Source organism: uncultured Dialister sp., from assembly GCF_900538805.1.
In the GTDB taxonomy this organism is placed as follows: domain Bacteria; phylum Bacillota; class Negativicutes; order Veillonellales; family Dialisteraceae; genus Dialister.
Window position 1 is genome coordinate 14372 of sequence record NZ_UPZP01000005.1, and the last position, 26029, is coordinate 40400.

At 50.9% G+C, this 26029-nt stretch carries 20 protein-coding genes; all 20 read right to left on the bottom strand.

The features are described 5' to 3' along the window. Positions 1-44 precede the first annotated feature (44 nt). The 20 genes from QZQ29_RS01065 to QZQ29_RS01160 all read right to left on the bottom strand — a co-directional run bounded on the left by QZQ29_RS01065 (position 45) and on the right by QZQ29_RS01160 (position 26024). A complete protein-coding gene (locus tag QZQ29_RS01065) occupies positions 45-482 on the bottom strand; it encodes a flavodoxin domain-containing protein (protein WP_296958629.1) in 438 nt (145 codons plus the stop codon). A gap of 647 nt (positions 483-1129) precedes the next feature. Beyond that, positions 1130-1558, bottom strand: a complete 429-nt coding sequence (locus QZQ29_RS01070; protein WP_296958630.1) for a flavodoxin — start codon at positions 1556-1558, stop codon at positions 1130-1132. 91 nt (positions 1559-1649) lie between these two features. Continuing rightward, on the bottom strand, positions 1650-2339 hold the full coding sequence (locus QZQ29_RS01075) for a hypothetical protein (RefSeq protein WP_296958632.1): 690 nt from the start codon (positions 2337-2339) through the stop codon (positions 1650-1652). Between the two features lie 3 nt (positions 2340-2342). Further along, complete coding sequence (locus QZQ29_RS01080) at positions 2343-4025, bottom strand: glutamine--tRNA ligase/YqeY domain fusion protein (RefSeq protein WP_296958634.1); 1683 nt, start codon at positions 4023-4025, stop codon at positions 2343-2345. Between the two features lie 150 nt (positions 4026-4175). Next, the gene (locus QZQ29_RS01085; RefSeq protein ID WP_296958636.1) at positions 4176-5066 is read right to left on the bottom strand and encodes a fumarylacetoacetate hydrolase family protein; all 891 of its coding nucleotides are present in this window, start codon (positions 5064-5066) and stop codon (positions 4176-4178) included. A gap of 821 nt (positions 5067-5887) precedes the next feature. Next, a complete protein-coding gene (locus tag QZQ29_RS01090; RefSeq protein ID WP_296958638.1) occupies positions 5888-7036 on the bottom strand; it encodes an MFS transporter in 1149 nt (382 codons plus the stop codon). 1053 nt (positions 7037-8089) lie between these two features. Then, on the bottom strand, positions 8090-8827 hold the full coding sequence (locus QZQ29_RS01095; protein WP_296958640.1) for a prolyl oligopeptidase family serine peptidase: 738 nt from the start codon (positions 8825-8827) through the stop codon (positions 8090-8092). Further along, the gene (locus QZQ29_RS01100) at positions 8808-9722 is read right to left on the bottom strand and encodes a lysophospholipid acyltransferase family protein (RefSeq protein WP_296958642.1); all 915 of its coding nucleotides are present in this window, start codon (positions 9720-9722) and stop codon (positions 8808-8810) included. The genes QZQ29_RS01095 and QZQ29_RS01100 overlap by 20 nt, the downstream gene beginning before the upstream one ends. A gap of 109 nt (positions 9723-9831) precedes the next feature. After that, positions 9832-10854: a UDP-3-O-(3-hydroxymyristoyl)glucosamine N-acyltransferase gene (gene lpxD, locus QZQ29_RS01105; protein WP_296958644.1), complete on the bottom strand. Its 1023-nt coding sequence runs from the start codon at positions 10852-10854 to the stop codon at positions 9832-9834. A gap of 8 nt (positions 10855-10862) precedes the next feature. Further along, positions 10863-11321, bottom strand: a complete 459-nt coding sequence (locus tag QZQ29_RS01110) for an OmpH family outer membrane protein (RefSeq protein ID WP_296958645.1) — start codon at positions 11319-11321, stop codon at positions 10863-10865. 14 nt (positions 11322-11335) lie between these two features. Further along, entirely contained in the window at positions 11336-12286 is a 951-nt protein-coding gene (locus tag QZQ29_RS01115) for a hypothetical protein (protein ID WP_296958646.1), read from the bottom strand. 12 nt (positions 12287-12298) lie between these two features. Continuing rightward, positions 12299-12814, bottom strand: a complete 516-nt coding sequence (locus tag QZQ29_RS01120; RefSeq protein WP_296958648.1) for an OmpH family outer membrane protein — start codon at positions 12812-12814, stop codon at positions 12299-12301. Between the two features lie 15 nt (positions 12815-12829). Next, positions 12830-14128: a Tat pathway signal sequence gene (locus QZQ29_RS01125; RefSeq protein ID WP_296958651.1), complete on the bottom strand. Its 1299-nt coding sequence runs from the start codon at positions 14126-14128 to the stop codon at positions 12830-12832. A 17-nt stretch (positions 14129-14145) separates the two neighbouring features. Continuing rightward, positions 14146-16161, bottom strand: a complete 2016-nt coding sequence (locus QZQ29_RS01130) for a BamA/TamA family outer membrane protein (protein ID WP_296958653.1) — start codon at positions 16159-16161, stop codon at positions 14146-14148. A 94-nt stretch (positions 16162-16255) separates the two neighbouring features. Further along, positions 16256-16822, bottom strand: coding sequence for a hypothetical protein (locus tag QZQ29_RS01135; protein ID WP_296958655.1), 567 nt, complete (start codon positions 16820-16822; stop codon positions 16256-16258). A 151-nt stretch (positions 16823-16973) separates the two neighbouring features. Continuing rightward, positions 16974-17591 (bottom strand): sigma-70 family RNA polymerase sigma factor, encoded by a 618-nt coding sequence (locus QZQ29_RS01140; protein WP_296958656.1) that lies wholly within the window; start codon positions 17589-17591, stop codon positions 16974-16976. A gap of 9 nt (positions 17592-17600) precedes the next feature. Continuing rightward, the gene (locus QZQ29_RS01145; protein WP_296958657.1) at positions 17601-21995 is read right to left on the bottom strand and encodes a translocation/assembly module TamB domain-containing protein; all 4395 of its coding nucleotides are present in this window, start codon (positions 21993-21995) and stop codon (positions 17601-17603) included. Positions 21996-22519: 524 nt separating this feature from the next. Then, a complete protein-coding gene (locus tag QZQ29_RS01150) occupies positions 22520-24079 on the bottom strand; it encodes a TolC family protein (protein ID WP_296958659.1) in 1560 nt (519 codons plus the stop codon). A gap of 29 nt (positions 24080-24108) precedes the next feature. After that, complete coding sequence (locus QZQ29_RS01155; RefSeq protein ID WP_296958661.1) at positions 24109-25266, bottom strand: MlaD family protein; 1158 nt, start codon at positions 25264-25266, stop codon at positions 24109-24111. Further along, on the bottom strand, positions 25263-26024 hold the full coding sequence (locus QZQ29_RS01160) for an ABC transporter ATP-binding protein (protein WP_296958663.1): 762 nt from the start codon (positions 26022-26024) through the stop codon (positions 25263-25265). The genes QZQ29_RS01155 and QZQ29_RS01160 overlap by 4 nt, the downstream gene beginning before the upstream one ends. Positions 26025-26029 lie beyond the last annotated feature (5 nt).

Sequence of the window (26029 nt, forward strand, 5' to 3'; positions counted from 1 at the left end):
GATAATCTCCTTCATAATGAAATATGTAAGCAGAGAAATAAGGTTTACTTGGTCTCCGCCACTTTCTTTCCCAGTTCCTCGCATTTTTTCAGCGACGGTTCATCGGGATACCCGTAGGCCAGAAGAGGCTGGGCCGGGAATGTAGCACCGGCAAAATGAAGCTCATTGTACCAGGAATTCAGCCAGGCCCCCCGACTCCATCCGCAGGAACCGAAAATGCCCATAATTTTTCCTTTGAGGTAGGGCTTCAGCTTATTGCAGAAAGGCTTCATCTGGGCCTCCTCGATCACTTCCACTCCCCAAGCACTGCAGCCCAGGATGATATGATGGTATGTATTTCCGATTTCCACAGGATCCACATCAGAAACCGGTGCCAGAAGCACCTCGGCGCCGGTGCTCTTCGCACCAACCGCCACGGCCTCCGCCATGGCTTCCGTATTTCCTGTAGCGGAATAATAAATGACAGCCACTTTTTCTGCCATATTGGCCTCCTTTCGTTAACAGCGCCTTTGGCGCCGGGGATTCTAAAGATTGACGGGGTAATGGAGCCGCTTCGCGGCTCGGGTTCAGAGGAGAAGGGGGCCGCCCCTGCGGGGCTGGAGGTTATGGCCGCCTTCGGCGGCAGGTTGTGTAGAAAAGGGCGGGAATAGGGTTCAAAAGGTTCAAAGGGTTCAGAAGGTTCAGAGGGTGGTGGATTGCCCTGCGGGCAATGCTTATAAAGTCAGCGTTACGGGATTGCCTTCCCGCCTCCAACTCGTCATTCTGAACGAAGTGAAGAATCTTGGTACTCGAAGCATATGAGACAATCGGTAATAAATAACAGTCGGCGGGAAGGCTATTCTATGATTTTCTTTGGCTTCGTACGTTACGAATAACATTCCAGTGATTAGCCACCTCTGGTGGCTTTCCCCACGCCCGCCAGGGCGGTTGTACGGTTTTCTATAAACTGGCGCCTTCAATTATTTAAAAGGCGCCCACCAAAACCCTCAGCGGCGAAGCCGCTGTCAAACTTAAGCCCCTTTAGAACCCTCGGCCCGAAGGGCCGTCAACCCTCACGCCCGAAGGCCGTGTCCATAACTACTAAAAAAAGAAGCGTCCTTAAAAAAGAACGCTCTTTTCCTCTCTGAAATTATGCTTTAGCTACAGTTTCGCCCAGTTTCTTGCATGCTTCCAGTGCATCATCGTCCGGATAGCTGTATGCTTTAACGGGATCAGCAGCCAGCTGGATGCCTGCTTCGTCGAAACGTTTTTTCCAGTTTTCAATCCAGTCGCCCTGGTTCCATGCGTAGGAACCGAAGATGGCTACCACTTTGCCCTTGAGCTGGGGAAGCAGTTCTTCGAAGAAAGGTTCGAATTCATATTCTTCCAGTTCTTCGTTGCCCATAGCGGGGCAGCCAAGGATGATATGGTCAAAGGCAGCCACGTCGGAAGCGGATGTGTCGCTTACGAAGGAAAGAGTGGTTTCTGCGCCTGCAGCCTTTGCACCTTCTTCTACAGCCTGAGCCATAGCTTCTGTGTTACCGGAACCGGACCAATATACAATTGCAACTTTTGCCATTTTGAATTTCCTCCTATCAATATCAATTGATAAAATGCCTTACTCTTCTATCTTACTGATTCAAAGGCTCCTTGTCAATTTATAAAAATAATTATTCCCATTCGGAAAGGGATGTCCCCTTTCGGGAAAGGTCGAGGAGATTCACCTTCTGCGGGAATTTCCTCTTCAGCACCATTTTCCTCACGGCGTCGGTAATATCTCCCCTGTCACCGTCGGTGTTAAAGATGCCCAGAGTAGTGAAGTAGCCGTCGCACTGGAGAATGATTGTGTAGGCTTCGTTGTAGACGATACCCTGCTCCTTGGTTTTCACCTTCACAAAACCTTCCCATCTGGGATGTTTACTGTCATTAATTTTCTTCAACGGTGTTTCCCCGTCAAAGACGGCGCCCTGGGATATAAGCTGTCCGTTGAGCCAGCCGGCGATGATGTCCATCTGGGCCTCGGGCTTATCGTCCTTGTGCTTGAATTCTCCGATATCCTGCAGGAAGGGGATGCCCGCTTCATGGGACATGGCCCAGCCGTAGGAGAAATCGGGGCCGTTCTTCCAGGTCATGGTGTAGTACTGGCTGTCGGACAGACCTTTCCGTATAAAGAATCGTTTGGTGCCTCCATCCTTCATGAAGGGAAGGGCAGTCTGGGCACCTTTGGCATAGGTAATGCCCTTGGGGACTTCCATGGTACCGATGCCGGAGAGGGTAAGCTTATCCGCCGCTGAAACGTTCATGGCTCCGGATAGAAGGAGGCCCGCCGCCAGAAGCGCCGTTAAACATGCTGTCCTCATGGCTTACGCCTTCGCCTGTTTCTTCTGCAGCTTGGCCCAGGTATCACGGAGTCCCACGATGCGGTTGCATACCAGATGGTCCTTGGTGGTATCCTGGTCAATGATGAAATAGCCCTTGCGGAGGAACTGGAAGCGGCTGCCCACGGGGTATTCCTTAATAGCCGGTTCCACCTTGCTCTTCATGACAGTAAGGGAGTTAGTATTGATTTTTTCCATGAAATCCCGGCCGTCTTCCTTGTCATCCGGGGGAATGAGATAGTCGTAGAGCCTTGTCTCCACGTCCACGGCGGTGTCGGCACATACCCAGTGGAGGGTGCCCTTCACCTTCCGGTCGGCACCGGGAGTGCCGCTTCTGGTATCAAAGTCCACGGTGCAGTGGATTTCTTTGATATTTCCATCTTCGTCCTTCACCAGGTCTTCACATTTCACAATGTAGGCGCCTTTGAGCCGAACTTCCTTACCCGGAGTCATGCGGAAGAATTTATGGGCCGGATGTTCCATGAAATCTTCTCTTTCGATGTAGAGATTCCGTCCGAAGGGAACCTGACGGCTGCCCATGGATTCATCTTCCGGATTGTTTTCCAGTGTCATATATTCGATTTTGTCTTCCGGATAGTTGGTAAGAACCACCTTCACCGGATCGATGACAGCCATAATGCGGGGTGCCTTGGCTTTCAAATCTTCCCGGATGCAGTATTCCAGAAGGGAAATACCCACCACGCTGTCCGCCTTGGCTACACCGATGAGGTCACAGAAATGGCGGAGGGATTCCGGAGTGTAGCCTCTTCTCCTGATGCCGCAGATGGTGGGCATACGGGGGTCATCCCAACCGGATACAAGGCCTGCTTCCACCATTTTACGGAGTTTTCTCTTACTGGTAATCATGGTGGTCACATTCAGGCGGGCAAATTCGATCTGCCGCGGTTTTTCTTTGCCATCAAAGGCCTGGAGGCACCAGTTATAAAGAGGTCTTCTTTCTTCAAATTCCAGGGTGCAGATGGAATGGGTAATGCCTTCCAGTGCATCGGAAAGGGGATGGGCAAAATCATAGAGCGGATAAATGCACCATTTATCGCCTGTCCTGTGGTGGGTGGCACGAAGAATACGGTAAATAACCGGATCCCTCATGACAAGGTTCGGGGAAGCCATGTCGATTTTAGCACGGAGGCATTTTTCTCCATCCTTATACTTTCCTTCCTTCATTTCCTGGAAGAGCTTCAGATTTTCTTCTACCGAACGGTTTCTCCAGGGACTTTCCTTCCCCGGATGTTCCAGATCGCCGCGGGTGTTGTGGATTTCCTCGCTGCTCTGGTCATCCACATAGGCCAAACCCATGCGGATCAGCTTGCAGGCAAATTCATAAAGTTCAGGGAAATAGTCGGAAGCGAAATGAACCGGTTCCTTCCACTTGAATCCCAGCCATTTCACATCATTCAGGATGGAATCCACAAATTCCTGATTTTCCTTGGTGGGGTTCGTATCATCGAAACGCACATTGGTGGCGCCATGATACTTTTCGCCCAGTCCGAAATTCAGGCAGATGCTCTTCACATGACCGATGTGAAGATAGCCGTTCGGTTCCGGAGGGAAACGGGTGAGCACCCTTCCATTGGCATAGACGTTGTTCTCTATGTCTTTATTTATTTCCGCTTCAATAAAATTAGCGGCTTCTCTTTTTTCTTCCATAGAAATCTCCTCCATTTCATTTTTATCATGGATATTTGTTTTATTATACAATATCTGCCGCTCCATTTCTATTTCGTAAGGTCAAAGCAGTAAAAAAAGGCTGTGAAAAAATAACTTCCATTTTTTCACAGCCCTTCTCGTTTACATCCTTTATTTCACCGTATTCTTCAATGTACCAATGGGATCGATGGTAATTTCCACCACGTCCCCTTTTTTCAGGAACTGAGGCGGATTCATGCCCATGCCTACCCCCTGGGGCGTGCCGGTGGCAATCACATCGCCCGGAAGGAGAGTCATGCCGTCGGAAAGTACCTCAATGAGCTTGGGGATGGAGAAAATCAAATCATTGGTGGAGCCTTCCTGCCGAAGGTGACCGTTCACCCTGGTATAAATGGTAAAGGGCACCGGCCAGTCCCCCACCATCACCGTAGGTCCCATGGGGCAGAAGGTATCAAGGCTCTTCCCCTTGAACCACTGCACATGCTTCTTCTGCAGATCCCGAGCCGTCACATCATTAATAATGGTATAGCCGTACACATACTTCATAGCATCTTCCGCTGCCACATTGGTGCAGCGCTTGCCGATAATCACGCCCAGCTCCCCTTCATAGTCCACTTCCTTCGTGGTAGCCGGATGACTGTCAATTTCTTCATCGGGCCCGATGACAGACGTGGTGGCCTTCGTAAAGAAAATGGGGATGGTGGGATTCTTGGCGTTCACATTCTGGTCAAACTCCTTCACGTGGGCCTGGTAATTTTTCCCTACGCAGAGGATATTGCGCCGAGGATAAAAAGGAACTTCCAGCCGCACATCATGCATGGAAATGGGCGCGATGGATTTATCCTTCTCATTCATTTCCAAAGCTTTCGCCAGATTCAAAAGCCCTTCCTCGCCGGACTCGATAAACTCCTCCATGGTTTCCCCCAGAGGAATGAAATAGGTCTCCTCCAGATCCTCGGCGGAATAAATGGAAACCCCGTCGGAAGCCAAGACGCCCCACTGGCGCTGGCCATTGTAATTATAAGAAACAAGTCTCTGCATGGTATACCTTCTTTCTATTGGTGATTATGGACATTATATCATGAACCGCCTATGACGCGGAAGGTTCAGATGGGAAGGGGTTCAAAGGGGAAGGTTCTTAAGATTGACCGGCCTTTCAGGCCGGAGGGTTCTTAGGTTTGACGGGCTCCTGGCCCGAGGGTTGTGGTGGCCGCTGCGCGGCAGTTTTTGAGAAAGGGGCGCGCCTGACGGCGCAGGTTAGGGCCGCCCGGGGCGGCGGGTTGTGTAGAAGGGGGCGACGGCCCTTTGGGCCGAGGAGGGTGGATTGCCCTGCGGGCAATGCTTATAAAATCAGCGTTACGGGATTTGGTATTGTGTCACCAGTGTTGCAGGACGAAGTGCGTTAGCCCCCTTCCTTAGGAAGGGGGTGGCGCCGAAGGCGCCGGAGGATAGGAGCGTCAGTTCTATTACCCAAAATAGGACCTATCCTCAGCCCTATCGGGCAACTCCATTCCGGTCGGGCAAACACAAGGAAGGCCCTTTTATGGGCAGGCTAAGGGCCAACTTTGCCCGACTTGGCAAATCCTATGCAGGATTGTCACCTGAGGAAGGAGCCTGCGTTACGGGACTGCCTTCCTGCTGCATAAGTTACTCTAAACATGACGGCGAGTTAGCCACCTCTGGTGTCTTTTCCCTCGCCCGTAAGGGCGATTGTAAAGGTTTTATTTATACTGGCGCCTTCAATTATTTAAAAGGCGCCCACCAAAACCCTCAGCGGCGAAGCCGCTGTCAAACTTAAGAACCCTCGGGGCAAAAGCCCCGTCAAACCTCAAAACCCTCACGGCCGCCAGGCCGTGTCCCCACTAAGTTGTCCCCTTCCTATGGGTCATGCACACTTTCACACCTAAAAGGAGCTGAATCAGTCCGGCTGCCAGATACACTTCCCAGATGCCGAAGGCCATGGAAATGACTGAGGAAAGCAGGGGGCCGCACATATTTCCAAACTGCTGGGCCGTATTGGACAGGCCGAAAATACGCCCGCGGAAATCAGAAGGCGTATGCTCCACCAATGCCGCATTAATGGATGGATTGGCGCCGATGACGAAACATCCCACCAGGAACTGGCATATGCCAAATCCCCAGATGGAATCAGGAATGGACTGGAGAATGGTGAAGACACCGGCAGAAAATAGAGTCAGCGCCATGGCATAGTAATAGCCCCTTTCCTGCCCGAATTTTCCCCAGAGGGTGGTAGTCAAAGCACCGGCAAAACCGCCGCTGGACATAATGAAGCCGGCGGTGAGCTCGATATTTCCTTCATGGTGCATGAGCTCTCCCACATAAAGAGAAGTCACCGGCTGTATCATCAGGAGAGTGGTCTGCAGGAAAAAGGTGAGAAGAAGAAGCTCCCGCAGGGACGGTGTACGGGCAGCATAAGAAAGGTCCTGGGAAATCGAGGTTTTCTCCATTTTCTTATGGATAACAGTTGACTTCTTTTCCTTCACGAAAAGAATCACCGCTGCCGCCACAATCCAGAGGAAAAGAGCGGAAAGGAAAAAGGTATTCCGCATACCAAAAGCATGGGACAGGGCGCCGCCCATGAGAGGCCCTAAAATGCCTCCCACCACCAGGGAGGTCTGTGCCATGCCCAGAGTGCCGCCCAGCTTGTCTGATTCGGCGCTGTCGGAAATAATGGCCATGGAAGCAGCTACAAACCCATTGGCAAAGCCCTGGAACGCACGGGCTGCCATCAGATGATACTGGTTCTGGCAGAGGCCGCAGAAAAGATAGGAAAAGCCCAGAAGCACCGCTGCCCGGACAGCCATTTTCTTCTTGCCGCCCAAATCAGCCAGTTTTCCCCAGATCGGCCCCATGATGCCGGCCACCAGGAAGCAGCTGGAAAAAACAAGGCCCGTCCAAAGGGATATTTCATTATCCGGTACCCCCATTTCCCCCAGATACAGAGGAAGAAATGGGATCACCATGGTGTAGCCGGAAGCAACCAGAAACATACTGGCCACCAGAGTGATGATGTTCTTATTGTAACTCAGAAACAGGCCTCCTTTCGTTGACACGCCCTGTGGCGCTGAGAATGTTGGTATTGCCATTGGAGCCGCTCTGCGGCTCGGGTTCAGAGGGGAAGGTTCTTAAGATTGACCGGCCTATGGCCGGAGGGTTCTTAGGTTTGACGACCCTACGGGTCGAGGGTTGTGGATAGCCGCCTTTGGCGGCTATGCTTATAAAATCAGCGTTACGGGATTTACATTTGTGTCACTGGTGCTGCAAGACGAAGTGCGTTAGAGGATAGGAGCGTCAGTTCTATTACCCCAAATAGGACCTATCCTCAGCCCTATCTAGTAGGCTCCATTCCGGTCAGGCAAACACAAGGAAGGCCCTTCTTAATTCTCGTTGCCCCTTGAGTGAGTGGAAATCCTGCAAAGGATTTCCAAGGGCAGACAAATTGGCCCTTAGCCTGCCCATAAAAGGGCCTTCCTTTCGGTGTCTGACCACATAGGGTGTACGAGGTTAAGAATGACAATGTTGCTCTATTTCTGCTCTACACAGGGCCAACTTTGCCCGACTTGGCAATCCTATGCAGGATTGCCACCTGAGGAAGGAGCCTGCGTTACGGGATTGCCTTCCCGCTGCATAAGTCACTCTAAACATGACTGCGAGTTAGCCACCTGCCGGTGGCTTCTCCCCCTTTGGTGCCTTACGGCACCACCTTTGCCACGGTGTGAAGCGTGTCACACGATTCTCAGTCGCCTAAGGTCTCCCTACGAATCCAGTGACACGCTTCCCTTTAGGAGAAGTCCCGCGAAGCGGGCAAGGGGGAACGCATTTCCCTCGCCCGAAGGGCGGTTGTTTGGTTTTACTAGTCCACTAGCTCACTAGCCCGCTAAAGTTGTTTTATCTATACTGGCGCCTTCAATTATTTAAAAGGCGCCCACTAAACCCCTCAGCGGCGAAGCCGCTGTCAAACTTAAGCCCCTTTAGAACCCTCGGCTCGAAGGGCCGTCAACCCTCACGGCCGCAGGCCGTGTTCCCAGCCCCTTCCAGATCAATCACCGGTCAGCCATTCCTTCCATCCATTTCATCCCGTCGTCCATCATATTGGTGGTCACGAAATGGCCGAGTCCTGGATAGGTCACTCTTTCTGCTTTTCCTCCTGCCCTCAGCAGTTCGTCACAGAAGTGGGCCTGGGCCCTGGGGTCTATGGAGTTATCGCTGTCACCGTTGGTCATGAAGATGGGAACATTCTTGAGAGTATCCAAGTGATTAATAGGCGATTTCTTTTCGATTTCATCATAGAGAGGCCAGTCTTTTTCCACGTACATGCCAAAGCGTGCCTGAATAAAGAGATGGGTCATGAGCCAGTCGCCGGAGCCATTGAAGCAGATGATACCTTTCAGGTCTTGTCCATGGATGCTTCCTATGCCCAGAACAGAAAGACCGCCCATGGAGTGGCCCAGGATGAAGGGCTTTTCGCTGAATCTTTCTTTGATATAGGATGAAAGGAAAGGAAATTCTTCCATATTCCGGAAAATGGTTTTCCAGAAAATATCATAATCTTCCTTTTGGTAGTAATCCGTAAGGGCTCCCCTTTCGCCATGATAGAGAGCTTCGGGAATGAAAACGGTATAGCCATTCACCGCCAGGATGGAGGCTTTGGTGATCTGGTATTCGGAGCGGCTGCTCCAGCCGTGGTAAAGAATGGCAGGCTTTCCGGTTTCTACCGGCGGATGCACTACGGTAACAGGAATGCCATGGATTTCCATCTTTTCAGTTTTCAGCTGGTTCATGGTGCCCTCCTTTCAGTTCCGGATGGAAATAGTCGGTCCATTTCCACCGGTTGTGGAGCCAGAACCATTCTTCCGGGTATTTTCGTATCCATCCTTCCAGCCGCACATTCACCTTGTCCGTAATGTTTTTGATGGCTTCTTTTTTCTTCAGCCCTTCGTCAGCGCAAATAGGCTCTCCGATAATAATTTCATAGTGCCAGGGCTTTGTTTCGTGAATGAAGGCGGTCATCACGGGAAGGCCGGTGAGGAGAGAAAAATGGGCAGGGCCTGTGGCGGTCAGTGTTTCCTGTCCAAGAAATGGGGACAGGATGCCTGTGTCGCCGGGGTCCTGGTCGCAGAGAAGACCTACGAAGTAGCCCTGTTTCAGACGGCGGAGCATGTCTCTTACACCTGTTTTGTATTCCACCTTCTGGCCGGGCATGGAGCGGTACTCGCAGAGGAAACGATCAAAATCCTTGTTTTTCTGCTGCATGGCCACAGAAAGGAGAGGATAGCCGTAAAGAGCAAGGGCCGCCCCTTCCACTTCCCAGTTGCCGCAGTGGGTGGCAGCCAGGATACAGCCTTTCCCCTCCTCCTTCAGGGCGTCCAGTTTTTCCTTTCCCCTGATGGTGACATAGTCACTGATATTGTCTTTATTAAGAAGGGGAAAACGGAACATGGAAATCCCCAGGGGGCCGAAGCGCAGCGATGAACTTTTGGCAATCCGCTCCGCTTCCTTCCTGTCTTTCGTAATGCCGGCGCGGAGGATATTGTTCACTGCCAGTTTCTTTCTTTTAGGCGGAACGAAGGTCCAGAAAAAGGAGCCCAGACCCCTTCCCATGGCTTCAGCGCCGGAGGGGGACAGATGGCAGGCCGCCCAGCCCAGCATTTTCAGTAATCTGTATGTTGCACCCATAACCAAACCTCTAAATGAAAAAAGAAAGAGGGCCGGGTCTTCTTGTCATAAAGACCCTGTCCCCCCTCCTGTAAATGAGTTGAATAACCACTTCATGTGAATAAACCGGTTATTTCTTTTCCGCTTCTTTCAGTTTCTTTTCCAGAAGACGGACTTTCTTCATCAGTTCCGGCAGATGGGAAATCATGACTTCTACCCTGCCCCACTGGGCGTGGGTGCGGGCAGGATATCCCATGTACACGCCCGGTTCCTTGATGTTTCCGATAACCCCTGTTTTGCCGCCAAGAATCACGTTGTCTGCAATCTTTACATGGCCGTTGATACCGGTCTGTCCTGCGAGAATGCAGTGGTTTCCGATGGTGGTGGATCCGGCTACGCCGGTCTGGGCGATAATGAAGCAGTCTTCCCCTACCTGCACATTATGTCCCAGGTGTACCAGGTTATCGATTTTCGTTCCCCGGCCTACCACGGTATCGTTCAAGGCACCGTTATCCACGGCAGTGCCGGCGCCCAGCTCGCAGTCATCGCCGATGACTGCCTTCCCCAGCTGGCGGATATGGTGATGATGACCCTTTTCATCTGTGGAGAAGCCAAAGCCCTGTCCCCCCACCACTGCATGGGCGCGGAGAACCACCCGGTCTCCGATCATTGTATTTTCATGAATGACGCATCCCGGATTAATTTCGCAGTCCTCACCTACCACCGCATTCTTTCCCACGTAGGTATAGGGGAAAATCACGGTGCGGTCCCCGATCCGGGCGCCTTCATCGATAACAGCGTAGGGCATGATGCATACGTCTTTACCGATAACCGCCTTATCACTTACCACGGCGGTAGGATGGATACCGGGGGTATAGCGGCTTTCAGGATGGAAGAGGTCCACCAGATCGCCGAAGGAACGCCTGCAGTCAGGCACCACGATGAGGTTTTTCGTGTAATGGGCGGGCAGTTCATCCACCAGGATGACTCCTGCCTTCATTTCTTCAATATGCTCTGCATAAATGCCGCGGGCAAAGGTAATATGGGAGGGACCTGCGCTTTCAGCGCTTCTTACATCATCGATTTCGACGGTGCTGTCCCCATAGAGCCTGCCGCCTACGATTTCTGCCAATTCACCTGCTGTTTTTTTCATATGTATCCTCACTTGGACTGGGAAGAAGCGGCTTTGGAAGCGCCTCCGTCAATTTTTGCCAGTACTTCGTCTGTAATGTCCACAGCACCGGCGGGTACGGACATTTTATTCATAACAATGCCGATGTTCTTTTCCTTGGCAATAATGCCTGCCTGGGACTGGATCATGGATTCGATCTGCTTCTGTTTGCTCTGGATGAAAATCATGCGCTCCTGCTGGGCGGACTGCACTTTTTTCTGCATGTCCTCGTCGGAAAGGCCCTTCTTGGAGTCCTCTGCCAGACGATTGCTGATTTCCTTGTCCTTATCGGTGATTTCCTGCTGGATTGCTTTAATCTTGGGGGACTGGTCTTCCAGTTTCTGGTAGTCCACCACTGCCACTTTATGCTCACTGCCGCAGCCGGTAATGACGGCGGCAAAGGCAATCATTCCTATGCAGGCCAGTTTTTTCAACGAAGCCTTATTCATTCTGTTCCTCCTGCTTATTTCTGTATATTCACAATGCGGCCTGCCAGGTCGCCAGTTACATCATCTGCGCTGATATTGGCCTTGTACTTGGAGAATATCATGTCCAGATTCTTCTCAGAAGCCAGCCTTGCCGCTTCCTGTTCAATATCCGCCATGATTTCCTTCTTCACAGCCGCCATCTGCTTCTGCTTATTATCAATGCGGGCCTGCCATTCATTATCCCATTCCGTGTGGTTTTCGGCAAAGCTTTCTTCTGTCTGGGAAATATCAGCCTTTCCTTCACTTTCAAGACGGTTCCTGATTTCGTCGGCGGTGGAAGCAGAATAGGCTTCCAGCTCGGACTGGGCCTTTGATTTAGCTTCCGCCATCTCTTTGACCTCATCTTCGCTCCACCCTGCGGTGTCCGCCTTTTCACGGGCCGTGCGAAGGTCCATGAGCTTGTGAAGTTCTTCCTTCACCTGCTCCTTTTCATCGCCGGTGACGCCAAGGACGGTGAGCTTCATCTGGAGATTGGCCATTTCCGCCCGTTCTTCAGGCGTCAGGGTTTCCAGGTTCATTGAACCTTTGGCGGCATGCTTTTTCTCGATGTCCCCATAGAGCTTCTTCAGCCCTTCATTGAGTTCATCCTCCCTGGCCTTCACCTTCGTTTTCAGCTCGTTTTCCGCTGCTGCCCGCCGGGCCGTATCAGCCAGGGCCGCATTGATTTTCTGCTGTTTGGAAGAAACCTCGATGAGTCTGTTCCGCTCTGTCTGGTACTGCTGCAGCATATGGTTATATTCAGTTTCCAGTTTGAAATACTCGCTGTATTTCGGGTGTGCCTTCACCAGTGTTTCCAGATCTGCCACGCCATAGTGCACTGCCGGCGGAGGGGGAGTTTCTTCCTTTTTCGTCCCGCAGCCGGAAAGCACCAGGGATAGGGCAGCCATAACGGAAACAGCAGCAGAGAGAAACCTGCGGTGCATCATCTCCGGCCTCCGTTATTTGCTCTGGGAGGCGGCGGAAGACTGGGACGCGGAGATGGATTTATTCAGTGCATCGGTCACTTCCTTGGTAATATCAGTGCCGCCATAAATGACAGCGGATTTATCTACCACCAGGGAAAGGCCCTTCTTGGAGGCTACAGACTTCACAGCGCCGGTTACCTGGTCTTCCATGTCCTTTTCAATGGCAGTCCGTTTCTGGTTGAACTGCTGCTGCATGTCGTTGAACAGTTTTTCCTTGTCTGCATCGGACATACCGGCGGATTTAGCGTCGAAGTCCTTCTGCATTTCATCGGCGGTTTCCTTCATTTTCTGCTGGTAGTTCAAAGCCAGCTGGCCATTGGAGGAAATCACTTCTCTCTGGTCCACCACGCCGATGTCAGAGGTAGGAGCAGCGTTAGCCGTATCCCCCATGGATACTACAGCCATTACTGCCACAGACGCAATAAATACACCTGCCAGGGCAAAGGAAAAAATCTTCACATTCTTCTTGTTTCCAAGAGTTGTCATCATAATAAATCCACTCCTTTATAAATTGGCAATGAGTCTCAGCCATTTGCCATCTTCATCATTATACACGTATTCCAGGGTAATGTAATTATGAATTTTGTAGGAAAATCCAAATTCATTTTCCCTCTTCTTGAAATCCCTGTCGTAACGCAGGGAAAATTTATTTCCAATAGGCACATTGCCAAAGATATGGTTGGCGTTGTCCACGAAATCATACTTATAGCCCAGGTCCATGAAGGAGCCAAACTGATGGGAAAAGCCGCCATACACATTCCAGTCCATGGGGCCGGGATAGAAACGGGCTTCCCCAAACACAGTGCTGTGCCTCCCTATATAATGGCCCAGCATGCCTTCCACTGCCGTATTCTTGTCTCCGTCTCTGCCGGCATCCAGCCACACCTCCGTGCGGATGACCCAATGGTCTGTCAGAGCGTTCACACGAAGCTCCGCCGTTTCACCGGAAATCAGGGTAGTATCAGTGGCGATACCGTACTTCTCTATGAAGGAATCCTTTTTCAGGATATCATTCATGTCAGAGGAAATTTTGCCGGAATGCCGGGTCACAAAGTCCACCGGAAGGCCGCGGAGGGCAGAAAGGGCTGTTTCCGTTTCTTCCGCCGCCCGAAGCATAAGAAGCCGGGGAATGGTGGTCTTTTCAAAGGTCAGTCTGCTGGAGCGGACGATTTTTCCCTGGGGAATGAGGTAAATTTTCACCTTCGTATTTTCCCCGGACTCCACTTCAAAGTTGGCCTGGAATTCCGGAAGAATCTGGGAAAGGAGGTCCCTTCCTGCAGACTGGGAAACACTTTCCGCCCAGCCCACTGAATCCACCGGAAGGCCGATGAGCAGGTTATCCATGAGCGCCGGCACATCCGCCGTATCTGCTGCCACGTAGCGGGCCGCCTCCGGCGTAAGGCCGCCGTAGTCGATTTCCGTATCCACATGACGGATAATCTGTCCCACCGGCTGGAGGGTCACATGAAGGGCCGTATCCCTGCCGTAGCTGACGGTAAGGTCCGACACCACATAACCGATGACCACCCGGTTGATAATATCCGCCAGCACCTTATTGTAGGCGCTGCTGTTCAGGGAAAAAAGGCTCTCTTCTTTTCCCACAAGCACCCTGTTTCCGATGGAGGAAATACTGGATATGACCCGTTTTTCCACCGCCGGCGGCAGGTCCCCTCCCACCGCAGACAGGGAAACATCCACCTTTTCAATAGGCGCTGCCTCTGCCGAAAAGGGAAGGAGAAAAGAAGAAACGAGCAGAAGAAATCCTGCCCGCATCATCTGTTTTTTCAGTAAGGAAGAAAACATAGTCCTCCTCCTCAAAATCAGAACTGGGTACCGAAGCTGAAGTGGAATTTATTCTGGTCGCCGTGACCGTAGTCAAGGCGGATTGGTCCGATTGGTGTCTGGAGGCGGAGGCCTACGCCCACTGCCCAGTTGAGGGAGTCATCGTCATCGTACCAGGGAATCTTGCCGGAGTCCAGGCTCCAGGTGCTGCCCACATCGGTGAAGAGTACGCCCTGTACCTTCTTCGCAATGGGGAAGCGGTATTCCAGGGTGCCGGCGTACATTTTCTTACCTTTGAACTGGTCGTCTTCATAGCCGCGGAGGGTGTTGGAGCCACCCAGGCTGAAGAGGTTGCCGTAGGAAACGTCGCCGTCAATGTAACCAGCCATGAGGCGGAGAGCCAGGATATGGCTGCTGCCAAGGTTCTTGTAGAAACGGCCTTCGGCAGTGAACTTGTAGAAGTCATAGTCCCCGCCCAGGCCATGGCCGCCCCACTGGGCTGCAAAGGAAAGCCTGTGACCCTTGCTGGCATTGAAGTAGTTGTCGCGGTTATCGAATACATGGGTGAAGGTAAAGCTGTTGGTGGTACCGAAGTTATCCCAAATAGCTTTTTTCCAGGCAGCCTTCATTTCATCCCTAGACGTATAGCCATAAGAGCCAAAATCATTAAATTTATCTTCCGCATGACCCTGCCAGTCAAATCCGTCATGGTCATCGTAGGATTCCTTGGAGGATTCGAAGTTGAAGTAGTTGGTCCGATATTCATCGGTTACATGGCCCCAGGTGAGGTTCCAGCCTTTTCTTCTCTTATCGTATTCGGCGATTTCATGGCCCTTGGCATCGTAGTCATCGTATTCGTAAATACGGTTGAAAATGGATGCGCCCAGGGAGTCGCCGTTATCGTTAATCCATGGATGGGTGTAGGAAATGGTGTAGTTCTTGCCGTCCCCTGCGCCGCCGAATTCCCAGTGGAAGTTCACCTTGTCGCCGGTGCCGCGGAAGTTGGTATCACCCAGTTCCACGATACCTACGGTGCCGTCGGAATCGGAGTAGCCGGCACCTACAGTGACGATACCGGTTTTCTGTTCAATCACATCGATTTCGATAATTACATTATGTTCATTTTCCTTGCCCGGAAGAAGCTTCATGTTTACATCTTCGAAGTAGCCCAGGTTGTACAGTCTTTCCATGCTTCGGCTGGCCTGGAACTTGTTGAAGGGTTTGCCCTTCTTCAGCTTCAATTCGCGGGTAATAACCTTATCCCTTGTCTTATCATTGCCTACCAGAACGATGTCTTCCACCACACCTTCGGAAATATCCACATGGAGGGTGCCGTCGGAGGAAACATTCACGGAAGGAATGGAAACGAGCATGTAGCCCTGTTTCAGGTACAGGTCTTCAATCTGCTTCAGTTTCTGGTTCACCAGGACGAAATTCAGCACGCTGTCCTGGGGGATATCCATAATGGATTTCAGGTAGTCGCTGGTGAATACGGTGTTTCCTGTGAAAGCTACGTCATGGACGATAGGATTGGCTGCCAGCTGATAGGTAATGCCTACCCCTTCCGGAACCGGTGTGAAGGCAGGAGTAATCTGGGAGAATACGCCGGTGGAGCCCAGGGAAGCCACATCATTTCTGACCCCTTCTTCTGTGACCTGGGTGCCGGGCTTGCTCTGTACCAGAGGAGAAAGTTTTGTTTTGACCTCTTCCGGGATACCGGAGAAATCAACGGATGTAATGGTTTTCCCCACCTGCGCCTCAATGGCTTCATCGTCTGCCTTGGACAAGTAGAGGGATGCATCCCCTACGGCCACGGTCTGCTGAGACTGCTGGACTGCTACGGAAGATTCGGTTTTATTATCTGCCGTTTCATCAGTAATCTGTCCTGCGCCGCCTGCCTGCTGACCGGTTTTCACGTTAATCATGGCGCTCTGGGTCATCCCGCCCTGGCTGCTGACTGCCATATCCGGTGCATCTGCAAAGGCAGTCCATCCGGAAAGGGACAGCAGAACAGCGGAAAGAAGCACGACTTTTCTGCTTTTAGATGTAATCATAAATTCCTCCTCAGTATTTGTAGAGTAGTAAGAGTTTTCTTAATTTATATCAGAGGCCGAGCATCGTTTTCTTCTTTATGAAATCGATGCTGTTTCAGGCCTGGCCCCTAAGGGCCCGACCCGCTTCTCCAACAACACTTTGAATTTCCTTATCCGAAAGGGCCGGTCTTGGCGCTGCCTGCGGAGCAGGCGTACTTCTCACAGCCGGTGCTTCCACTGGAGAAACAGGAGCGGCCTCTTCTACCGGAGCGCTGTAGGAAGGCACCGGTGCAGCTTTCACCGTTTCCGGGGAAATAGAAGCGGACAGGCTCTTATCCTCGCCTGCAGGAACGGTGATTTCCGTTTCCTCCTTTGCCTGAGCCGGTGATTCATTAATCACAATCTGCACCGGGCTTCCCGGTTCTTCCGCTTTAGGCTCCATAAGGCTCCAGAAAGCATTCACACCAAGGAAAATGGCAAAGGCGGCACCCATGGCAGCTCCCCGCATCATCCAGCGGCGGACTTTGGAATTTTTATGAGTTTCATTCAGGCGCTGCATCTCAGCCTGCGCCATGATGAGATTGATTTCTCCGGTAATTTCTTTATGGCTGCTGTAGGAATGTTCCGCTTTTTCAAGCCATTTCCTTACAGCCTGCACCCGTTTCAGTTTATCTCCTGACATAATACCTCCCTGTCAGGGAAACCGGGAATACGATTTCCCCTTTAATCCATAATCAACAAAGGAGAAGTATAAAAGAACATCAGTAAATAATCATAAATCTGACTGTATCGCCTTTTCTCTTAATCAATCGCTCATTTTCACCTATATTACACTATTTTCTGTCATGAATCAATTTGGAAAGCATACCCCGTAGACGGCGGATGCCTCTTTTTTCCAAACGATACACATAGGCGGTGCTCACATCCATGGCATCGGCGGTTTCCGCCGCAGTCTGCTCATCCAAATATACCCGGCGTATGACGTCCTGTTCCTTCAGGGGAAGCCTTGACACCGCATGGCTAACGGCCATATTGAGCACGCTTTTATCGGCGGATTCAAAGGCCGTATCGGGAATGGCTTCTGTGAGGAAGACCTTTTCCTCTTCCCCGTCTTCCAGAAGCACTTCCGCCCCATTTTTACGGAGGAAATTCAGCATACGTCCCCGTACCCGGTGAAGGGCATAGAGGGAAAAAGCAACGCCCAGGGATGGATCATACCGCTCCACCGCCTCCATGAGGCCTACGGTGCCTTCCTGGATGAGGTCCAGCGTCACCGCTTCCTGCAGGCCGTATTTCATGGCCTCCCGGAAAACCAGGGGCTGGTAATGTTCGATGAGCGACTGCCTGGCCTCCAGAAGGTCCTTTTCCTTATACTGTTTCCACAGTTCTTCTTCCTCCTCCCGCGAAAGCTTAGTCAGCGTGGCGAGGAAGGATTTGTATTCTTCCAGCATCTATATCTCCTAGAATTTGAAACTCCAGTCTGTTCCTACATAACTGTCATGGTTACTATTATACCACGAAGAAAGGCCTACCCGCGAGTTCAAATCATAATGGGCACCGATACTCTTTTCATCGTTATTCATGCCCATGGTAGCGGTAAGCATGAAATCATTGAAAATGTATTTGCCGATTTTGATGTAGTAATAGCTGTCGTTATTATCATCCATATTGTCATAGTAGTCCGTAAGGCTGGAGGTAATGGAAATCTGGTCCAGTCCGATCTTGTCCTGCAGGAAATCCTGAATTCCGTTGCCGAAAAGCATGGTCAGTCCCGCATTGAAAAGGGCCCCTTCCATAGCACCATTGTTATCCTTGGCATCCGGGCTCTGATGGAGGGTAAGCAGCATGAGAATCTGCGTATCGTTCAGCGCCGGTTCGCTGTGGAAGGTGGTCTTCATATTACCGGGCGGGCCGTCCAGCTCTGCAGTAACAGCATAATGGCCTACTTTGGTGAAAGCCTTGGCATGAACATCGGGGAGAAGATTTCCCGGTTCGCCGCTCCAGCTAGCATTAGCTTCATTCATCTTGAATTCGGTGGTGTTGATTTTCACAGTGCCCTTCTCCGCATTCACACGGCCGGTAACAAAAGGCGCAGAAACGGGGCCTCTGATGGCCAGATTTCCTTTCACCATCATGTCATAGAGAGCGCTGTTGTACAGGCGCACATTATTTCCAATGGTCACATCAATCTTAGCCAGCATGTCCAGAGAGGTGCCGCCGGAATCGCCCAGGAGGGTAAAGGGAATATCCACCACCGCATTTTCCGCCTTCAGGGTGCCGGAAATACCGGGTTTCTCAAACCTTTCGATTTCGCCGAAGGTAAAGTCCCCGTCCAGTGCTCCTTTATAATAGGTGGAATTAATGGAAGGGGTATGGATATGAAGTTCCCCTTTATAATTTCCAATCTTCATATGGTCCCAGGAAACGTCGCCGTTCACCGTAAGGCTGCCGCCGCCGAAAGCAGCGCTTCCTTCCAGATGGGATTCATTACCGGAGAAGGACAGGTTCATATTAATAGGAGAAATGGCTTCATTCATGGTCATCAGGGACAGAGAGCCATCCTTTACATTAATGCCGCCCAGAAGGAGTGGATTGTCATAGCTCCCCGCCACGGTTACATGGCCGTGGATAGGTCCGCTGGCTGCCGTAACGGGCTTGAAGAAAATGGCCAGCATGTTCATATCTGCCTCATCCAGGTTAATGTCCAGATTAAGAGGCACCGCCTTGTCCGTGGTACTTCCGGTGAATACATTGCCCGGAAGGGTGCCCTTCATGCTGGCTCTGTACTGGCCTCTGGAAATCAGGCCGTTCTGCACGGTAACCACATTGTTGGCCGCATTGGCCATGAGGGACATGCTGTCAAAGGTAATGTCCCCGTACCGGGGATTTGTAAGGCCTACGGAAATATCGGCCACCGGCTCCTTCTTATTCCCCGAAAGGATAATGGCAGCCGTCAGATTTCCTCCTATGGAAACATCTTTTTTGCCCAGGACCTGTGGAATCCAGGAAATATCCATATCTTTAGCTGCTGCCTGGATATCCAGGTCCCCTGCACTGTTCATGGAGCCCTGGGCTGCCAGGACGCCGGAGCCGATGGGAATACGACATTCGCGGATGGACAGGGCGCCGTTCATGTAGGAGAAGTCCACTTTCCCCTCTCCCAGCACTGCGCTGCCCAGATGGCCGCCCAGCACATGGGCATTGAAATTTACATTCGGTGAATCGGTGGTACCGCTGATGCGCATGCTGCCTTCCACCTGTCCGTCTACGCCGTCCACGTCCTTATTGAAGAATCTCATTATATCTTTGATGTTCCAGCTGTCAAATTTCAAAAATCCGTCCAGTACACCGGAATTGGTATTATAACTGCCCTTCCAGGTAAAAATTCCCTGCTTCTGACGGAAACTGCCTTCATCCAGGGAAATCAGACCGTCTTTATAGTGGATGCCGGCAGACACGTTCCTGATGGTATTGCCGGCAATGGTAATCTGCCTGGTGGAAGCCATACCATCAAACACGGGACTGTCCGTGGTGCCTCTCACATGGCCCAGGAGGGAAAGGGTACCTTCGATGCCCTTTCCAGGAAGAATTCTTTCAATGCTGACATCGGTAAGAGATGTTTCCAGTTCCAAATCCTTCCCCCTGATTTTGCCATTCACCAGGGCGGTGCCGTCATAAATGTAGCCAAGGCAGTTTTCCAAAGTTACATCCTGCCCGTCATAGCTGTACTTACCGGAAATACTCTGGAAAAGCTCACCCATGACGGAGCCGCTCCATGCGTGAAAATCACCGGATACCACCGGATGATCCACCGTTCCTGTAAGAGAAAGGTCATTGGAAATCCAGCCGGTCACCGGATAATCAAGGTCTGCCAGGGAAAGGAGCCTTTCAATCCTGGTTTCTTTCGTCTTCACAGAAAAATTCATATCATGAGGTGCACTGATACCGATGGTTCCGCTGATGCTGTGGTGCCCGGATGGGCCATCCCAGACAAGGGAAGAAATAGCTGCCCTGTCCCCTGCAAGGACCGCATGGCCATCCACACTGTCAAAGGCAGCATTTTTCACATAACCATTTCCAGCCCTGAAGTCAAAAGTTCCTTCCGGCTTATCCGGAGTACCGGTTACATGGGCTTTGGCCCATACCCGGCCGCCCAGGTCCACTCCTGCATAGGAGGAAAAAGGTGCCAGATTCATGTCGGAAATTTCCACATCAAAATTCATGCCGTTATCGCTGTAATAGCCATTTCCTGTGAAGAAACCTTCTTCCCCTGCTCCAGACAGGTAGGGAACGGTAATCACGCCGTCCCTGTTTTCTGCTGAGAAGGAAAGGCTGTCGAAAGACATGCCGTCATAGGAAATTCCGCTTCCCAGAGCTGTAACCTGCCAGCTGCTGCCATCATAACTGCCAAAGCCGGACAGATTTCCGGCAGCCATATTGTCATAGGAAAGATTCGAGCCTTCCATGGAGGCCGATGCTTTCCTCAGGGAAAGAGAGCCGTTCAGGTAATTTCCTTCCGCCAGTCCATAGCCGCTTACGGTGCCGGTAACAGGAGAATTGACAGGAAGCCCGTCAAGATTGATATTATTTGCCAGAAGGCTTACGGAAAAGTCGCCGCCCAGCCTATCATAGGAGGCCCGTCCTTCCAGATGGCCTCCGTCCCTGTCCGCTTCTAAATGGGAAACGGTCAATTTATCATCTTGGTACGCAAAAACAGCTTTAGCCCGTTTTACATCATATCCTTCATAGGAAAGCCCCTCTCCGGTAAGGGCACCGGAAACAGAGGGATTGTCCATGGTACCTGCAAAATCCAGATTCCCATCCAGAATGCCGGAAACATTGTAATCGGGAAGAAGCGCCCCCACGTCCACCTGATGGAGAAATACACTGCCCTGGAATACAGGGCTTTCCGCATTGGTATCCACGGAAACATCACCGGTCAGCTTCTGTCCATTCACCAGAGTCGACACACGGGACAGGGAAACTACACCGTTTTCTATATTAAAAAAGGCTGCTCCATCAGCTAGAACATAATTATCATAGCTAAGAGCAGCATGGTTAAAAGAACCGGTCACCCGGTAGGCAACGGCGCCGTCACTTTTCCAGATTTTCGCGTCCGTTACCCTACCAGTACCGTTATCCAGTGTTAATTGATTCTGAAGCTGGGGGAAAGCATCCAGCAGCGGCTGCAGCGATTTTAATGGAATGGGATCTGTGCTTACATTGATTTCCATATGACCGCTGTCCTTGTAATCAAGAGAGCTCTTGAAAGCGCTGTCAAGGAAAGTGCCCTTGAGACCGCCGGTAATCCGAGAGTTTTCATCCCATGCAAAGGAACCATTCAAAGCAGAAAGGGTCATCTCCCCTGCCTTGGCGGTGTTCACTTTCGCCGTGCCGTTTGAAATGATAACCTTCCCTGTAAACACGCCGCTGTCGGAAGATTCAGACGGTTTCAGAATGGTGCTTACATTCCAAGTACCGTCAGCCTTCTGGGCCAAAGAGAGCTCCGGATCCTCCACGGTTACATCCTTTACCACGGAGGCCACGCCGGCATTGTTGATAAGATAGTTGTAGAGGGAAGACATAGTCCATCCTACGGTCAACGTAGGCGCAGAAAGCACATCTGCCCCGTTCTCATCCTTCAGTTCCAGTTTGGTAAAGGAAAGATTAAGTTCAGGGTCCAGGTCCATGGCCTGCCAGGAAAGGGTGCCATTCACCCTTCCTCCCAGCTGCTCTTTCAGCACCGGCTCCAGGTTTTGTACAATTATCGGTCGGATCAGGAGGTAAATGGCGCATAGCAGCACGAAAATAAATGCAGCTATCCCATTCAGCCACCATTTGATTTTACTGTTCAAAGGTATCTCCCCAATGTATGACTCTCTAGGTTCTTTGGTTTCTAGTTTCTAGTTTCTTGTATCTGGTTTCTTTGTTCTTATGTGTCACTATCAGCGTGTACCGGGATTCTTCGCTTCGCTCAGAATGACGAGTGGACTAGTGTGCTAGTGAGCTAGTTGGCTAGTGAACTGGTAGACCATCCACAGACACTATGGACGTGTACCGTGGAGCACCCCTTCGCCACTTCGTGGCCCTCTTCTCCACGGGAAAGCATGTCACTGGATTCTCAGGTCGCTTCACTCCCCTACGAATCCAGTTCCTTTGCCACCCTAAAGGGGACGCAGGCAATCATCTCGTAATGATATTCCCCTAGGGAAGCACTGATTAATTCGCAGAATCAAATTTCATATGTATTTTTATCCAATGCCGCGTCATAAGTCTCCTTAAATAGCTCACTATTCGCGTCGACTGATTCCTTGCATTGAATAAAAATACAAGAATGAAATCCGATAACGATTTAATCAGCGCTTCCCTAGCACCTGTCTTATTTCCCGCTGTTTTCAATGGCCTTGTTCAGAGGCGATGCGAATTCGGGATGAATCACTGCCGGAATGCCCATGGCGTGTTCCAGGGTAGCCAGGCCGATGTTGTAATTGTAAAGGGCGGTGATGTAGTTGGTTCTGGCTGTATTGAGCTGCAGCTCCGCATCCAGTACATCCAGGTTGATGCCTACGCCGCTGCTGTAACGGACAGCCGCAATTTTGTAGGCTTCTTCTGCCTGGGCCACAGCGGCTTCGGTGGCACGAATCTGTTCTCTATAGGAAAGAATGTTGAGGTAGTCCTGCCGTACTTCCAGTTCCACCGTCTCACGGGCCTGGAGCAGCTGTTCCTGGGCAATCTTTACATTTTCCTTAGCCTGTTTTACCTGAGCCTGTGTAGCACCGCCATCCCAGGGAGTCCAGCTTAATCCCCCCTGAACTTTCCAGTCATCTTTATCAAATCCGGATAAACCTGCAGTGTCCCAAGCATAACTGCCTCCGACAGATAATGTTGGCAAATAACCTGCCTTGGCTACCCTAAGCTGTTCTTTAGCAATTTTTACTGCATAATCCTGCTGTATTAATTCCCAGCGGTATTTCTGAGCCATCAGAATGGCCTGGTCCATGGTAATATCAAAGGCCGGTTCCGGGAAATCCTTATCCAGCGGGTTCAGCTTGGTATTCATGGGAATACGCATGATATTGTTCAGGTTGGCTTCTGCAATATCCCTTGCATTGTCAGCGGCAATTTTGCTCTGCTTCGCATTGGCCAGGGAGGTGCTGGAAGTCAGTACATCCAATTTGGCCACAATGCCTGCATCAAACTGCTGCTGTACATTTTTCAGATGGCTGGCGTAATCGTCCACAGACTGTGCCTGCACATCGGCCAGCTTAATATTTTCCAGATAGGTATAATAAGCCTTCACCGCAGCAAGCTTTGTATCCGCTTCTGTCTTATAATAATCTAAATCTTTTACATTTCTCTGGTATCTTGCAACATCAATTGCCCCTTCTACCTTACCAAATGTCCAAATAGGCCAAGTTACCTGAAGATTTTGCGCATAAGTATGAGTATTAGAGCCAATAACACCACTTGGAACAGAAATCTTGCTATCGGTTCCAGGAATAGTCATAGACTTGGTCCCAACAACCGGAACTGCCTTATAATCTGTCCGGTTCCAATTGTATGATACACTGGGATTCTTCTTAGCAGCAACTTCGCTCACTGCCGCTGCAGCAACCTTACGATTCAAATCCGCAATGGTAATATCTCGGTTATTCTGGATAGCCGTGGAAACGGCACCCCGAAGGTCGATATCCAGGGTAGAAGCTTCCGGACCGGCTGCGTCGGTCAGGGCGTCTCCCAGATTCTTCTGCATGAGCATATTATTGAAATTCACACTTTTATCGGTACTTACCTGCTTCATCTGGGCGGCAAGAGCTTTTTCTGTGATGGAAGGGTCTGTGGTAACGCGAGTTTCAGACCCCTTTGCCTGGGCACCAACCCCAAACGAAAGTGCCATTACAATGGAAGCTGCCAAAATACGGTAGGTATATTTATTCATAAATTTCATCCCTTCTAGACAGATGTCTATTAATAGTTGTAGCCAAGGCCGATATATTCACCGCCGCCCCTGTTATTATGGGGGAATATGGATTGTCCGGTGAGGAAGAAATGGTCATCCAGCGCATAACTTCCACGAACCCGCATGGTCAGATCATTGGGATCGTAGAGGTCTGCCGAGAATTTCCACCGGTTCTTTTCGTAGTCCACACCGGCACCCAGTTTGTTTCTGATAATGCCTGCATGATAGCCGTATATCCCTCTCGTCCTACCAAATACGGCATCATATACAGGATCATTGGTCAGCGACTCAATCCCCAGGAGTCCATAGGTGCCTTTACCTATGCGGAGAAACAGATTCGGCGAAAAATCATCCTTTTTAGTATTATATAACAATTCGCCGGAAACAGATACATCAAAATTGGTCTGCCCATTCATTATACCATTAATTTTTCCGGAAATCTCTTTTGCGTTGCCTGAAATTTCTTTTGCATTTTCAGAAGCCACCACCAGATTGTCCATAATCTGACGGGCATCATTCACTGTCTTGCCGTCGCCGTTGAGCTGGTAAAGCATGGAATTAATCTGCGAGGTAATCCCCTGTATTTCATTGGCCGTCTGAATGCCCTGGGCTGTCAGGATGGCCAGGTTTTCGGAAACGGCATCAAAGTTGTTGAGGCTGTTCTTCACATTTCTCTGGGTCGCCGGGTCCCCTACCACCGTATTGATACCGTCAAGCATGGTCTGGGCGGAATTGATGAGCTTGTCCATTTTATCCATGGCCTGGTCGATACCGGGAGCCGCTTTCCCCTGCACTGTCATGCCGTCGGAAAGATAGCCCCTCTCCTGATGGCCGCCGGAAGCCTTGATAAACCTGCCGCCCATGACAGAGGAGGTCTGGATGGAGAAATCCGCATCCCTCGGTACCTGGGCATCCTTGTAGAAACGGAGGCGGAGCACCGCTTCCCCGTTTTCCACGGAAATCTTATCCACCATGCCCACTTCCACGCCGGCATAATGGATGGGGTTCCCCGGTTCAATGCCTTCTGCTTCTTTGAAATAGCCGGTTACATGGAATCCGCTTTTACCGAAAATCACCGTATTTCCCAGCTGAATGATAATGGCTGCAAACAAAAGGATACCCAGCAGGGAAAAGGCTCCCACCTTTGCTTCTGTAGACCATTTCAAGGAGCATCACCTTCTTTCAGAAAATCGGGGTCCGACGGCAGTCCTTCCATAAACTGCCGAACCCTTGGATCAGGAGACTGTTTAAGTTCCTCCGGCCTGCCGATGGCAAGGAAAGAACCTTTATAAAGGAAAGCCATCCTGTCGGCAATCATTTCCGCTGATTTCAAATCATGGGTCACCACCACACTGGTGGCATGGAGCACTTTCTGCGTATGCTTGATAAGGAGGCTGATATCGGTAGACCGGATGGGGTCAAGGCCTGCTGTAGGTTCATCGTAAAGAATAATTTTCGGCTCCAGAGCAATGGCCCTGGCCAGACTCACTCTTTTCTTCATGCCGCCGGACAGACTGGAGGGCATGAGGTCTTCTATGCCGTCCAGCCCTACCAGATGGAGTTTCTCCTTCACAATCCTGTCGATTTCTTCTTCTCCCATTTTCGTATGCATGCGGAGGCCGAAGGCCACATTTTCCTTCACCGTCATGGAATCAAAAAGGGCAGAATACTGGAAGACAAACCCCATATGTCTTCTTTCCTGATTCAGTTCCGCTTCGCTCAGGCGGGCCATGTCTTTCCCGTCCACCATCACTTCCCCCGATGTGGGCGTAAGCAGCCCGATAATCAGCTTCAGCAGTGTGGATTTCCCTGAACCCGAAGCGCCGAGGATGACCATGGTCTCCCCGTCTTTTACAGTCAGGCTCACATCCTTCAGGATCTGCCGGCTGCCAAAGGTCTGGTACACATGTCTGATAGAAATCATAAAGC

What these genes read in the sequence shown, in the direction of transcription:
- QZQ29_RS01065 (WP_296958629.1), bottom strand. Translation starts at nt 482, where the DNA reads ATGGCAGAAAAAGTGGCTGTCATTTATTATTCCGCTACAGGAAATACG.
- QZQ29_RS01085 (WP_296958636.1), bottom strand. Translation starts at nt 5,066, where the DNA reads ATGCAGAGACTTGTTTCTTATAATTACAATGGCCAGCGCCAGTGGGGC.
- QZQ29_RS01095 (WP_296958640.1), bottom strand. Translation starts at nt 8,827, where the DNA reads ATGAACCAGCTGAAAACTGAAAAGATGGAAATCCATGGCATTCCTGTT.
- QZQ29_RS01080 (WP_296958634.1), bottom strand. Translation starts at nt 4,025, where the DNA reads ATGGAAGAAAAAAGAGAAGCCGCTAATTTTATTGAAGCGGAAATAAAT.
- QZQ29_RS01125 (WP_296958651.1), bottom strand. Translation starts at nt 14,128, where the DNA reads ATGTTTTCTTCCTTACTGAAAAAACAGATGATGCGGGCAGGATTTCTT.
- lpxD (WP_296958644.1), bottom strand. Translation starts at nt 10,854, where the DNA reads ATGAAAAAAACAGCAGGTGAATTGGCAGAAATCGTAGGCGGCAGGCTC.
- QZQ29_RS01070 (WP_296958630.1), bottom strand. Translation starts at nt 1,558, where the DNA reads ATGGCAAAAGTTGCAATTGTATATTGGTCCGGTTCCGGTAACACAGAA.
- QZQ29_RS01115 (WP_296958646.1), bottom strand. Translation starts at nt 12,286, where the DNA reads ATGATGCACCGCAGGTTTCTCTCTGCTGCTGTTTCCGTTATGGCTGCC.
- QZQ29_RS01075 (WP_296958632.1), bottom strand. Translation starts at nt 2,339, where the DNA reads ATGAGGACAGCATGTTTAACGGCGCTTCTGGCGGCGGGCCTCCTTCTA.
- QZQ29_RS01160 (WP_296958663.1), bottom strand. Translation starts at nt 26,024, where the DNA reads ATGATTTCTATCAGACATGTGTACCAGACCTTTGGCAGCCGGCAGATC.
- QZQ29_RS01135 (WP_296958655.1), bottom strand. Translation starts at nt 16,822, where the DNA reads ATGTCAGGAGATAAACTGAAACGGGTGCAGGCTGTAAGGAAATGGCTT.
- QZQ29_RS01130 (WP_296958653.1), bottom strand. Translation starts at nt 16,161, where the DNA reads ATGATTACATCTAAAAGCAGAAAAGTCGTGCTTCTTTCCGCTGTTCTG.
- QZQ29_RS01090 (WP_296958638.1), bottom strand. Translation starts at nt 7,036, where the DNA reads ATGTTTCTGGTTGCTTCCGGCTACACCATGGTGATCCCATTTCTTCCT.
- QZQ29_RS01110 (WP_296958645.1), bottom strand. Translation starts at nt 11,321, where the DNA reads ATGAATAAGGCTTCGTTGAAAAAACTGGCCTGCATAGGAATGATTGCC.
- QZQ29_RS01100 (WP_296958642.1), bottom strand. Translation starts at nt 9,722, where the DNA reads ATGGGTGCAACATACAGATTACTGAAAATGCTGGGCTGGGCGGCCTGC.
- QZQ29_RS01140 (WP_296958656.1), bottom strand. Translation starts at nt 17,591, where the DNA reads ATGCTGGAAGAATACAAATCCTTCCTCGCCACGCTGACTAAGCTTTCG.
- QZQ29_RS01120 (WP_296958648.1), bottom strand. Translation starts at nt 12,814, where the DNA reads ATGATGACAACTCTTGGAAACAAGAAGAATGTGAAGATTTTTTCCTTT.
- QZQ29_RS01150 (WP_296958659.1), bottom strand. Translation starts at nt 24,079, where the DNA reads ATGAATAAATATACCTACCGTATTTTGGCAGCTTCCATTGTAATGGCA.